General features: G+C 72.7%; 7 protein-coding genes. 4 read left to right on the top strand and 3 right to left on the bottom strand.

What is annotated here, in order from left to right; all coding sequences use genetic code 11:
• Positions 1 to 27: 27 nt before the first annotated feature.
• From ACW62_RS23835 to ACW62_RS23850, 4 genes are read left to right on the top strand one after another with little or no spacing between them, the layout of a single operon-like run.
• Positions 28 to 2298, top strand: a complete 2271-nt coding sequence (locus tag ACW62_RS23835; RefSeq protein ID WP_053206609.1) for an FIMAH domain-containing protein — start codon at positions 28 to 30, stop codon at positions 2296 to 2298.
• A gap of 24 nt (positions 2299 to 2322) precedes the next feature.
• Positions 2323 to 5349 (top strand): exo-alpha-sialidase, encoded by a 3027-nt coding sequence (locus ACW62_RS23840; protein ID WP_053206610.1) that lies wholly within the window; start codon positions 2323 to 2325, stop codon positions 5347 to 5349.
• Positions 5350 to 5369: 20 nt separating this feature from the next.
• Positions 5370 to 8333 carry an exo-alpha-sialidase gene (locus tag ACW62_RS23845; protein WP_053206611.1) on the top strand — a complete coding sequence of 988 codons (2964 nt, stop codon included), beginning with the start codon at positions 5370 to 5372 and terminating at the stop codon, positions 8331 to 8333.
• Between the two features lie 7 nt (positions 8334 to 8340).
• Positions 8341 to 9447: a zinc-binding dehydrogenase gene (locus ACW62_RS23850; RefSeq protein WP_053206612.1), complete on the top strand. Its 1107-nt coding sequence runs from the start codon at positions 8341 to 8343 to the stop codon at positions 9445 to 9447.
• Positions 9448 to 9535: 88 nt separating this feature from the next.
• Here the strand turns inward: ACW62_RS23850 and ACW62_RS23855 are convergent, their stop codons facing one another.
• The 3 genes from ACW62_RS23855 to tcuA all read right to left on the bottom strand — a co-directional run bounded on the left by ACW62_RS23855 (position 9536) and on the right by tcuA (position 12957).
• Positions 9536 to 11104, bottom strand: a complete 1569-nt coding sequence (locus ACW62_RS23855; RefSeq protein ID WP_053206613.1) for an N-acyl-D-amino-acid deacylase family protein — start codon at positions 11102 to 11104, stop codon at positions 9536 to 9538.
• 97 nt (positions 11105 to 11201) lie between these two features.
• Positions 11202 to 11405: a hypothetical protein gene (locus ACW62_RS23860; protein ID WP_053206614.1), complete on the bottom strand. Its 204-nt coding sequence runs from the start codon at positions 11403 to 11405 to the stop codon at positions 11202 to 11204.
• A 76-nt stretch (positions 11406 to 11481) separates the two neighbouring features.
• Positions 11482 to 12957, bottom strand: coding sequence for an FAD-dependent tricarballylate dehydrogenase TcuA (gene tcuA / locus ACW62_RS23865; RefSeq protein ID WP_053206705.1), 1476 nt, complete (start codon positions 12955 to 12957; stop codon positions 11482 to 11484).
• Positions 12958 to 12963: the final 6 nt, after the last annotated feature.

Consider the following 12963-nt stretch of genomic DNA (forward strand, 5'->3'; position numbering starts at 1 on the left):
ATCCCGCCGCACCGATCGGAGGAGCCCATGACCGATGTGACCCGCCGTGGACTGCTGAAGGCCGCCGGAGTGCTCGGTGCCGGGGCCACGCTCAGCGCCGCCCCCGCGGTAGTGGGAGGCCCGGCCACGCCATCCGCCGCCGCGGCGCCCGTCAGACCGGACGGACGCCCGATCGAGCTCGGCGACCGGCTGGAGCTGATCGCCGGGACGTCGACCGTCGATCATCTGGACGGCGCCGCGTTCCGGCTGCACCAGCCGGTGCGCCGCGAGGTGGCGATGACCACCGACCGGCCGTGGGAGGGCAGCGCCTGCCACTACCGGCACGTCTTCAGGGACGGCGACACGTACCGGATGTACTACACGGCGCTGGACTACAACGTCGGCGGCGGCAGGGTCGACATCCCGCATCCGAGCCGCGTCGCGATGGCCGAGAGCACCGACGGGCTCACCTGGAGCCGGCCCAGTCTGGGCCTGGTCCAGGACGGCGGCAGCACGGACAACAACCTCACCGCCGGCACCGGTGACGGCCACGCCTTCGTGTTCAAGGACACCAGGCCGGACACCCCGGCCGACGCCCGGTACAAGGGCATCGAGCTGGCCGACCGGGCCACCGCCATCTACGCGCTGAAGTCGGCGGACGGCACGACGTTCACCCGGATGAGCGGCACGCCGATGATGACCTGGGGCCCGTCGAGCAGCCACGGCCTGGTCAACATGGCCTTCGACACCCTCAACGTCGCGTTCTGGGACCCGTCGGCCGAGACGTACCGGCTCTACCTGCGCTACTACCACGACCGGGCGGAAGACGGCGGCACGTACCGCGGCACCATGGTGTCGACCTCGGCGGACTTCCTCACCTGGACCACGCCGGTGCCGCTGGAGTACCCCGGCTCGCCCGCGCCGGAGGAACACCTCTACACCAGCAACGTCGTCCCCTACTACCGATCCCCCGGCGTCCTCCTCGGCTTCCCGATGCGCTACGTCCAGCCGCAGGGCTGGCAGGAGTCGCACTTCCGCCTCCCCAACCCGGAGCATCGCCGGGAGCGGGCGCTGGCCAGCGAGCGCTATGGCACCGCGATGACCGACACGCTGTTCATGAGCAGCCGGGACGGCGTCGTCTTCGACCGCTGGGACGAGGCGTTCATCCAGCCCGGCCCCGGCACGGAGAACTGGAAGTACGCCGACAACAGCACCGGCTGCGGCATCGCGGTCACCCCGTCCCACATCCACGGGGCGCCGGACGAGCTGTCCGTCTACGCCACCGAGGGCTACTGGACCGGTGACGAGCTGGACGTCGTCCGCTACACCCTGCGCGTCGACGGGTTCGTGTCGCTCAACGCACCTCGCTCCGGCGGCGAGGCCGTGACGAAGGCGGTGCGGTTCATCGGGGACCAGCTGGTCCTCAACCTGGCCACCTCGGCCGCCGGGCACGTGCGGGTCGAGGTGCAGAACCCGGCCGGGACGCCGATACCGGGCTTCGGCCTGGACGAGTGCGATCCGCTGTTCGGTGACGACCTGGCCCGGGTGGTCTCGTGGCGAGGCGGCGACACCGACCTCGGCTCGCTGGCGAGCCGCCCCGTCCGGCTGCGGTTCGCCATCAACGACGCGGACGTGTACTCGTTCCGGTTCCGGGCCGCCATCACCTTCGACAGCACGAAGACGCAGATCACGGCGTACCACCAGGACGGCACGCTGACCACGGACCAGCGGGACCGGCTGCTGGCACACCTGTCGGACGCACAGAGCAGCGCGGAGCAGGGCCAGGCCGAGGAGGCCGGTCAGGCCCTCGACGACTTCGCCGAGGTGGTGCGGGAGATCCCCGACGACGCCGCCCGGGACGTGCTGGCCACCGCCGCCGCGGAGCTGCGCCGCATCGTCCGGGAACTGACGGCCGAGCCGTGGCCCACCCGGTACGGCTGGCTGGGCAACGACGTCGATCCGGCGACCGGGAACCTGGAGAACCTCGGACTGTCCACGTCGCTGATCGCGCTGGACTACCGGAACCGGAGCGTCGGTGCGGCGTTCTGGGAGCCGGTGACCATCACCGCGCTGACGCTGCGCGACGTCGACGGCAGCACCCGGCTCGCCGCCGGGGACCTCTCGGTCTACGTCAGCGACACCAACGACGGCGACTGGCGCCGGGTCGAGGGCGTCCAGGTCGCCCGGATCTCCAACGGCTTCACCTTCACCGGGCTCGACGTGACCGCCCGCTACGTCAAGGTCGTGCAGCCCTACGCCGACGACGCGTTCACCTTCACCAACCAGGTGGCCCGGATGCTCGAGGTCACCACCGCCTAGACGCAGCCCGAGACGAGGTGGACCATGTCCCAGCCCATCGCCCGCCGCACCTTCCTCGCCCTGTCCGCCACCACGATGGCCACCGCGGCGCTGCCCGCCGTCACGGCCGGCCGGGCCGCCGCCGCGCCGACGGCGCTGGCCAGCACCAACGGATGGACAGCGACCGACGTGAACCCGTTCGCGTCGTCGCTGACCGGCCTGGGCGCCGCCTCCCGGCTGGCGCTGGACTACGACCACCGCAGCGTCGGCGCCGACCTCGGCAGCGTCAAGGCGTTCACCGCCGTCGAGATCGTCCAGGAGAGCACGCTGTCCCGGCTGAACAGCCGCGACCTGGCGTTGTACGTCAGCAACGACAACGCCGCCTGGGAACGCGCCGACGCGGAGCACGTCGACCTGGGCGGCAGCACCTGGCACTACCTCGGCACCGCGCGCACCGCCCGCTACGTCAAATTGCACTCGCACCGGGGCGACACCACCGGCTTCACCTGCGTCATCACCGACCTCCAGGCCGGCCTGCGGGTGTACGACCTCGGCCCGCACGAGTTCGTCGGCGGCAACGGCGGCAGCTGGGCGTACCGCACCCCCGTCGTCATCACCAACGCGAATCCCGCGACGTTGCGGGACCGGGCCGCGTTCCTGTCCTTCCAGACGCTCGGCACGGCCGCGCTGATCGCCGCGGGCAAGCTCGCGCCGGACCTGCGCGACCTGCGCATCGCCGACGCCTCCGGGCGGGAGCTGCACGCCTACTCGAACTCGTTCGGCGTGTACATCCGGGTCCCGCAGATCGCCGCCGGTAGCTCGGTCACCGTCTACGCGTATTCCGGCAACCCCGGCGCGACCAACCGGATCGACCGGGACACCGGCGCCCTGCAGGTGCAGTACGGGCACCGGATCCTCCAGAGGCAGCCGGCCTCCGCCGACGCGATCAAGGTCGCCCAGCTGCCCAGCGGCCGGATGATCACGGTCTCGACCGCCCCGAGCCTCGGCGGGATCAACGCCCGGTACAGCACCGACGGGGGCCGGAGCTGGGGCGCGCTGGAGACGTTCAAGGCGTTCACCGGGGCGCCCGGCGCGAAGGGCGAGGGCCCGCAGGGCCTGCTCTGGGACCCGGTCCGCGGCGTGCTCACCTTCTTCTTCCGGATCTCCTTCGCCTACACCGAGGGCGGCGACTTCACCGACCCGGCGCAGAACAACGTCCAGACCTACGTCATCCAGGCGAGCTCGTTCACCGCGACCGGACGGCCGGTGTGGGGCACCGCACGGCACGTCCCGCTGGTCAACCAGGCCACCGGGAGCCCGGTCGCCTGGGCGCTGTCCTACACCAACCCGATCCGCACGTCGTCCGGCGCCTACCTGCACGCGATGTCGTACATCGTGCGGCCGGACGGGACTTTTGTCAGCAACGTCATCCGGTCTGCCGATGGCGGGCTCACCTGGACCCAGAGCATTGACGAGCTGGCCCTGCCCGGCCAGTTCGGCTTCGAGAAGGGCATCACCGAACCGGCCATCGCCGAGCTCGGCGACGGATCGATCGCGATCCTGGCCCGGCAGCAGCTCGGCCGGAAGTCCTACCTCGCCGCCAGCCGGTCCATCGACGACGGCGTCACCTGGAGCGCCGTCACCGACAGCACCGTGCTCTCCAGCAACACCCAACCGGCGATGTTCCCCGGCACCGCCGCGGGCAGCCACGTGCTCACCTGGTCCGGGCACAACGGGTTCAGCCAGACCAGCTACTACCGGAACAACCTCACCGCGGCGTACAGCGACGACGACGGCGCCAGCTGGCACGGCTACCAGGACCTGCTCGGCGCCACCGAGCTGTCCGCGCCCGGCTGGGCAGCCGTGACCGACCTGCGCCAGGTGCAGAACGCGGACTCCGCGCCGTCCGGGACCGGGGACCGGCTGTTCGGCTGGATCACCCCCGGCGACACCCCGAAGACCATGCTGGTGGAGGAGTTCGACCGCTACGTCCGGGACAGTCAGGGCGCGCTGGACACCGTCAACTACCGCAAGGCCACTGGCACGGCCAACGGCACCGAGCTGGCCGACTGGCGCTGGTGGCGCTCCAGCCGGACCGGCACCCTCGACTTCATCACCGGGCAGCGGGCCAGCCGCCGCGCGGTCCGGCTGCGGTCGTCGGCGAACGCCGACGCGAGCGCGTCCCGGCTGTTCCCGGCGATCCGCCGCGGCTACGTCCGGGCCGCGATCCGGCTGACGGCCAACGGCGGCGGCTTCCGGCTGTGCCTGCAGGAGGGCTTCTCCGACTCGGACAACGCGCCGGGAACGGCGCTGTCGCTGCTGGTCACGCCGTCCGGCGAGGTGCGGGCCACGACCTCGGACACGTTCGTCACCACCGCCGACATCGGGCACCAGAACGACGACACCACTCCGGCCGACGGGCGGCTCATCGCCCTCGGCCAGTACGGCGCCGTCGGGTTCGACTACCAGAACCGCAGCCTGGGCGCGGACCTCTACACGACCCGGACGGTCTCGTCCATCGAGGTGGTCGACAACGACCTCGTCGGGCCGGCCGGGAACCGCCTCGATCCCAGCCAGCTGCGCATCTGGCGGTCCTCGGACAACGCGGCCTGGACCGAGGTGACCGGGTGGACCGGTGTCGAGACCGGCTCGGTGATCACCCTGTCCGGGCCGTCGTTCAGCGCACGCTACGTCAAGGTGTCCCAGCCATACGGCGACACCGCGTTCACCTTCGCCAACGAGCGGTCACGCATCCTGCGGGTGCTGCCCGACCTCGGCAGTCCCCAGGCGTTCGCGCCGCTGACCACCCCGACCAGCCTGACCACGGGGAGTTGGCACCAGCTGTTCGTCGACGTCGACCTCCAGGGCGGCGCCATCGCCGTCTCCGTCGACGGCACGCTGCGGGCCACCCTCCCCCTGGTCCACCCAGCGCAGGTGGTCAGCCACCTGTTCCTCGCGTTCGACGCGGCGTCGACGGCCGGTGACGTGGCCGTCGACGAGCTGATCGTGCAGGACACCGCCGGCGGGATGCCCGCGGTGAGCAGCGTCGGCACCACCGTCCCCGTCCCCTGAAGGGCAGGAGTGAGACACCCATGACCAGGCTCTCGCGACCACGCTCGATCGTTGCGCTGCTGCTCGCCACGCTCACCACGCTGGCCGCCGTCGCCGTGACGGCGCCGGCCTCCAGTGCGGCCGATGCCGAGGACGAGCGGCTGACCGCGAGCTTCGCCGTCCTCGGCCCGGACCCCTATCCCGCGACCGGCCGGATCGGCGGCGCCTTCAGCACCACCGCTGCCGTCGCCCTGGACTATCTACGTCGCAGCCTGGTGGCCGACCTGGGCACGGTCTCGGCCGTCGACCGGATCGAGCTCGTCGACCGCGACGCCACCAGCCGCCTCACCGCGTCGGACTACACGCTGTGGAGCAGCCGCGACAACCAGGCCTACCAGCAGCTGGACGGCTGGACGCTGCAGACCCGGCAGCAGGGCGGCCGGCTCGTGCACGAGTTCACCGGGCTGTCCGCCGAGGCTCGCTACGTCAAGATCAACACCCGGTACGACGACACCGCCTTCACCTTCGCGGTGAACAACCCGGTGGAGGACGTCCACCTCTTCGGCACCGCCGGCGAACCGGACCCCGGCGCGGCGCTGGACGTGGTCGACTCCTGGAAGGTGACCAGCGAGGCCACCTACCCGGACGTCGAGCACCCGGACACGATGTCGGCCTTCCGCCCGGCCATCGCAGAAGCGCCCAACGGGGACTTCCTGCTCACCTTCAACACCTCCACCGACGCCAACCCCGGCGGTGAGATCCGCCTGATCCGGTCGACCGACCGAGGCCGCACCTGGAGCCCGTCGGAGGTCATCGCCGGCCCGAGTGACCGGTACGAGAACGGCAGCATCGCGTCGTCGCGCGGCATGACCACCCTGCGCGACGGCACGATCGTCATGACCTACGGCGAGGCCGTCAACCACACCCGGTTCAACAACCGGGAAGGCGTGAAGTTCGTCGCCCGCTCCACCGACAACGGCCACACCTGGGAAGGCACCGACGAGCCGATCGAGTTCCCGGTGCCGTTCCGCGAGCAGTTCGACGCCGGCGGCCGGATGATCGAGACCGCGGACGGCACCTTGCTACTGCCGGTCTGGGGCACCCGGGAGCTCGCCGACGACTGGGAGACCAACCCGCGGCGCAGCGAGTCGGGTGTGCTGCGCTCCTTCGACGGCGGCAGGACGTGGACCGAGTTCTCGGTCATCGGTTACGACCCGCACGACCCCGTACACTCGCCGCCGTTCTACCCGTACGTGTTCGGCGCCAGCGCGACCGAGTTCGCCCTGCAGCAACTGCCGAGCGGCCGCATCGTCGCCGAGATCCGCTACGAGAACGCCGTCGACCCGGTCCGCTGGCAGCTCTACCGCACCTACTCCGACGACGACGGGGCCACGTGGTCGGCGCCGGAGCCGGTCGGCTACGTCGCGCCGGCGTACTCGTTCGCCTTCGCGCCGTGCACCGATGAGCTGGCCGGCGGGCAGACCAAGCTCGTGCTCGGCGCGCGGGGCATCACCCGGCTCGGCAAGGCCATCATGGCGGTGTCCTTCGACGAGGGCGTGACCTGGCAGGACCCGTTCCCCCTCGAGCACCCCGACGGCAACGACTTCTACGGCACCCTCGGCGGCGAGCCCGACTTCCTCCGGCTGGACGACCGCCGGGTCCTCGTCGTCTTCCAGGCGTCCGACGACGACCGGCCGTACATCCCGCCGGGTGACCCGGGCAAGCCGTGGCACATCATGGCCAACGTCCTCGAGGACGCCACGCCCGACGAGTGCCGGGCGCAGGCCGCCGCGGCCGGCGAGCGGCAGGAGAGCAGCCCGAACGTCTTCGTCCACCGGGCCGACCGCGCCGAGTGGACCTGGGCGCTGTCCGCGAAGAACGCGGTCCAGCCGGCCGGCACGACCGTCGGCGAGTTCGTCGCGACCCAGGCGGGGGCGTTGAGCTGCCGTCCCGACCAGCCGCTGCGACTGCGCGACGAGGAGAGCCGGATCCTCGATCCCGGTGACACGTTGGCCGAAGCGGGCGTCCGCAACGGCGACTCCCTCGAGCTGGCCGGCGCGGAGCCCACGGCCCGGCCGTTCCGCATCGGCGCGTCCGAGCTGGACGTGTCACCAGCCACCCGGCACGTCGCGAACTGGGACGACGCCTGCGCACCCACCCCGATCGCGCTGGACTACCGGTCCCGCGGCCTGGGCCTGGACGTGGCGATCCCGGCCGGCGAGGTGATCTCCGCGCTGGAGCTGCGTGACAGCGCCGGCACCACCCGGCTGAAGCAGGCCGACTACCGGCTGTGGACGAGCCCCGACAACGTGCACTTCACCGAGGTGACCGGCTGGTCGTTCACGTCCGGCGTGGAGGACGGCCGGATCGTGCACCGGTTCGGCGACCTCGCCGTCACCGACCGGTACCTCAAGGTGTCGCACCCGTACACCGACGCGGCGTACACGTTCGTCCTGGACGATCCGCGTGAGGACATCTCCCTCGAGTTCGCCGCGCGGGCCTGCGACACCGTCGTCACCGGGAGCGTGACCGGGCCGGTGAGCATCGACGGCGACGGCACCACCTGCGTCACCGGCGCCACCATCGCCGGGCCGGTCACCGTCGAGGCCGGCGCGTCCGCGTCGGTGCGCGACAGCCGCATCACCGGGCCGCTGACCTCCGGCGGCGCCGCCGCGATCTCCGTCTGCGACTCGACCCTGACCGGGCGGGTCGCGGTGAGCGGCAGCACCGGCCCGGTGCTGATCGGCCAGGCCGACGGGCACGACTGCGGGCCGAACACGATCACCGGCCCGGTGAGCCTGGATGCGAACACGTCGACGATCCGGGTGGCGGGCAACCGGATCGTCGGGGCGGTCACGCTGACCGCCAACACGTTCGCGTCCTCGGCCTACCTCGGCGGCAACCGGATCATCGGGCGGCTGAGCTGCGGCGACAACACGCCGGAGATCGACGGGGACGACAATGTCGTCACCGGCCGCAGGAGTGGTCAGTGCGCCGAGCTGTGAGGTTCCGATGAGGATCACGGGCGCCGTGCTCGACGAGCCCGGCCGCGGGCGCCCGTACGGGTCGACTCGGCCGCTGACCGTGGCCGAGCTCGACCTGGCTCCGCCCGGTCCGGGCGAGGTGCTGATCGAGATCGAAGCCGCCGGAGTGTGCCACTCCGATCTGTCGGTGGTCGACGGCCAGCGCCCTCGCCCCACCCCGATGCTGCTCGGGCACGAGGCGGCCGGACGGGTCGTGGACGTCGGGGACGGCGTCGACGACCTGGCGGCGGGCCGGCGGGTGGTGCTGGTGTTCCTGCCGGCCTGCGGCGCGTGCGCCGGATGCCGGTCCGGCGGGCGGATCCCGTGCGAGCCGGGATCGGCCGCCAACGCGGCGGGGACACTGATCGGCGGCGGCACGCGCCTGTCCCGGCACGGCCGCCCCGTGTTGCACCACCTCGGTGTCTCCGCGTTCGCCACGCATGCGGTGGTGGACCGGGGTTCGGTCGTCCCCGTCGACGACGACGTGCCGGCGCCGGTCGCCGCGCTCCTCGGCTGCGCGGTGCTGACCGGCGGCGGCGCGGTGGTCAACGCGGGCCGGATGCGATCAGGCGACCGGGTGGCCGTTGTCGGGCTCGGCGGGGTGGGGCTGGCCGCGGTGCTCGTCGCCGCCGCGGCCGGGGCGTCCCGCCTCGTCGCCGTCGACCCCGTCGAACACAAGCGCGACCTCGCGCTGCGGCTCGGCGCCACCGCGGCGATGACGCCAGATCAGGCGGCCGCCGCGGGGCGGCTCGCCGATCTGGTCGTCGATGCGACCGGCTCGGTGCCGGCCTTTGAGGCGGCGCTGGCGGCCACCGCACCCGGCGGGCGCACGGTGACCGTCGGGCTGCCGCCGCCGGACCGGCTGGCCCGGATCTCGCCGCTTGCGCTGGTGGCCGAGGGACGCAGCGTGATCGGCAGCTACCTCGGCTCCTCCGTCCCGTCCCACGACGTGCCGATGTACGTCAGCTGGTGGCGCGACGGCCGGCTGCCGGTCGAACGGCTCGCGACGGCGGAGCTAACCCTCGGTGAGATCAACCAGGCGATGGAGGCGCTGGCCACCGGACAGGCCGTTCGGCAACTCATCAGGCCCTCGTGACCATGCAGGACGCTCAGGTCGCGGTCGGCAGCGGCCAGCCATGATCATCAACCTTTTCGGCTGTCATAGCAGCTCAAAAGGTTGATGATCATGGTGGGCGACGCCGCAGCGACCGGCCGGGCCGCCGGCCGGTCAGCCGGCCGTCCGCCAGCACGACGACGCCGTTGACCAGCACCGTGGCGATGCCGGCCGCCGGCTCGCGCGGACGGTCGTAGGTGGCCCGGTCCGAGACCCGCCCGAGGTCGACGACGGCGATGTCGGCGGCCTGCCCGGGCGCCAGGGTTCCCCGTCCGGCCAGCCCGAACCGCCGCGCGGCCCGGCCGGAGAGATGCTCGGCGGCCTGGTCCGGCGTGTACGCCCGGCCCGGGCCGGTGTGCTCGGCCAGCAGCCGCGCGAACGTGCCCCACGCGCGTGGGTGCGGCGCGCCTCCGACGAAGATGCCGTCGGACCCGGCCAGGTGCCAGGGATGGGTCAGCAGGCCGGTGTAGTCGGCGGCGGTCGTGTGCCGCGACGCCGCGAAGATCGCCGTGGCCGTCAGCTCGGTCGCGACCAGCACCTCGTGCACCAGCGCCGCGGGGTCGGCCCGGCGCGCCGCGGCGGCCGTGGCGATCGTCCGGCCCTCCAGGTCCCGATGGTCCGCGGAGGGGACGTGCGCCAGCCGGGTCTGGAGGAACCGGCCGCCGGTGTCGGCGAGCGTGCGCGGGAACCACTCCTCCACCAGCCTGGCCCGCCCGCGCGGCCCGGCCAGCGCGGACCGCACCGCCGCGGCTGCCCCCGTCAGCCAGTCCTCGGGGACGATCGGCATCGCGAGCAGGGAGAAGCCGCGCCGGTACGGGTAGGCGTCGAAGGAGCCGTCGACACCGCGGCGCTCGAGGCCCTCGATGGCCTCCTCGATCAGCGCCTGGCGCGCGTGCAGGTGCGAGACGTGCAGCGGCACACCGGCCGACAGCGCGATGCCCGCGGCCTCGTCCAGGCCCTCGCCGGAGCGCTCCTCGTAGCCGCCGCGCAGGTGGGTGACGTAGACCGCGCCGGTGCCGCGCATCGGGGCGAGGACGGCGGCCAGCTCCGCGGCCCCGGCGAACCGGCCGGGCACGTAGTCGAGGCCGGACGAGGCGCCGACGGCGCCGTCCTCCAGGCCCTGCTCGACCAGTCGCCGCATCGCGCGCAGAGCGGCGTCGTCCGGCGCGGCCGGGTCGTGGCCCAGCACCTCGTGCCGCACCGTGCCCAGTGGGACGGTGTAGGCGACGTTCACCGGGACGGCGCCGTCATAGCCGGCCAGCAGGTCGGCGACGCGATACCCCTGGTAGCTCGGGTGGACGCCGTTCAGCGCGCCGAAGTAGGTCTGGCCGTAGCGGCCGTCGCCGGGCGCCAGCGAGACGCCGTCCTGGCCGAGCACGATGCTGGTCACGCCCTGACGCAGCAGCGCGAGCTGCACGTCGTCTCGGAAGATGCTGCCTTCGGCGTGGCTGTGCGCGTCGACGAACCCGGGGAACAGGGTGCCCCCGGCGCAGTCGATGACGGTGCTGGCGGCGGCGCCGGCGAGGTCACCGATCTCGGCGACGAGCCCGTCGCGGACGCCCAGGTCGGCGGCGACCGGCGGCGTGCCGTCGCCGCGCACGACCGTGCCGCCCGCGAGCAGGCAGTCGAACCGGCTCACCGCGACTCCAGCGTGGCGCGGGCCAGCAGCGTGACGTCCTCGCGCGGCGGCGCCGGCGTGCCGTCGTAGAGCAGCCCACAGCGGATCACGGTCCTCGTCACGCTTCTCCCCCCACCCGCGCCGAGCGGTCCTCGAAGGTCGACGCTACGACGGGCTGCGTCCCGGCCCGCACGCAACCCGTGAACTCGTCGAGCAGCCGGGCGAACGGCTGTGTGAACATGTCGTCGGGCCAGCCGATCAGTGACGGCTCCGGCTCGAGGACGCGGGACTCCTCCGGGTCCTTGCCGCGGGTGAGGTGCACCCCCTACCGGTCGACCAGCCGCCCGAGGATCAATGGGAGGCCCCCCGGCATGCGCCTGGAGTCGTACTCGCCCGGGTCAGGCGACGCTGCCGGCGCGGTGGCCGAAGACCGCGCCCGCGGCCAGGCCGGTGCCACCCGGGTAGTTGCCGCTGAACAGGCCACCGAGCATCTCGCCGGCGACCAGCAGGCCCGGGATCGGCGAGCCGTCGTCGGCGAGAACGCGACCGTGGGTGTCGGCCCGCAGCCCGCCGAAGGTGAAGGTGATGCCGCACGTCACCGGGTAGGCGTAGAACGGCGGCGTCAGCAGCGGCGCGGCCCAGTTGCTCTTCGGCGGGCGGACGTCGGCGCGCCGGCCGTCCTTGACGGTGGGGTCGAACCGCGCCGTGGTGTCGATGGCGGCGTTGTACTCGGCAACCGTCTTGCGCAGTCCCGCCTCGTCGATGCCGGCCTCCCGCGCGAGCTCGTCGACCGTGTCGGCGACGACGACGCTGATGCCGGGCATGTCGTACTCCTCGGCCCGCAGCATGGGCCGCAGTTCGGCGTCGAACAACTGGAAGGCGACGGAGCCGGGCTGCTCGAGGATCTGGCTCCCGTACTTGGCGTAGGTGTAGTTGCGGAAGTCCTCACCCTCGTCGATGAAGCGCTCGCCGTCGACGTTGACGACGATGCCGAGCGGGTAGCTCTGCCGGGTCAGCCGGTTGGTCAGCTCGCGGTTGCTCTCGTTCTGCGGGTGTCCGGCGTCCCAGGCCACGGCGTGGCAGGTGGACCAGTCGCCGGCCCTCCCGGCGCCGATCCGCAACGCCTCGACCAGCACTTCACCGGTGTTGTTCGACGTGCCGCGCACGCGCGCGTTGGCCCAGCCGCGGCCCAGGTGGAGTTCGCGCAGCCGCGGGTCCGCCTCGAACCCACCGGCGGCGAGCACCACCGACGCGGCCGCCACCTCGCCCTCGACACCGTCGCTGGTCACGTAGCCCACCCCGGTGACGGCGCAGTCGTCGACCAGGAGGTCACGCACGGCGTGCCCGTAACGGACGTCGACGCCGAGAGCGGCGGCCGCCCGGGCGTGGTCGGCCATCAGGCCCTGCCCGCCGTCGACGTTGCCGACGTGCAGGCCGCCCCAGAACAGGTATGTGCCGTCGTCGCGCTGGTACGCCTGGCGCTCGTACATCAGCCGGTAGCGCAGCCCGTGACCGTGCAGCCACCGCACGACGCGGCGGCTCTGCGCCACCAGAACGCGGGTGAGATCGGGGTCGTTGCGCCCGCCCGTCACCTTGGCGAGATCGGCGGCGTACTCCTCGGCGGAGTAGGGCGGCACCTCGGTGGCGTCGTGCCGGTCGTCGGGCTCGACGATGTCGAGCAGGTCGGGCAGCCCGTCGTGCACGATGCGGGTCGCGCCAGCCGTGTAGTAGCTGTTGCCACCCGCGTGCTCACGGTCGCCCTTCTCCAGCAGGACGACCGAGCGGCCACGCTCGGCGGCGGCGAGCGCGGCGCAGAAGCCGGCGTTGCCGCCGCCCACGACGACGACGTCGGCGTACGGCCGGGCGGTTCCCAGTCGGTT

It is taken from the genome of Jiangella muralis, assembly GCF_001270745.1.
GTDB classification, from domain to species: Bacteria; Actinomycetota; Actinomycetes; order Jiangellales; family Jiangellaceae; genus Jiangella; species Jiangella muralis.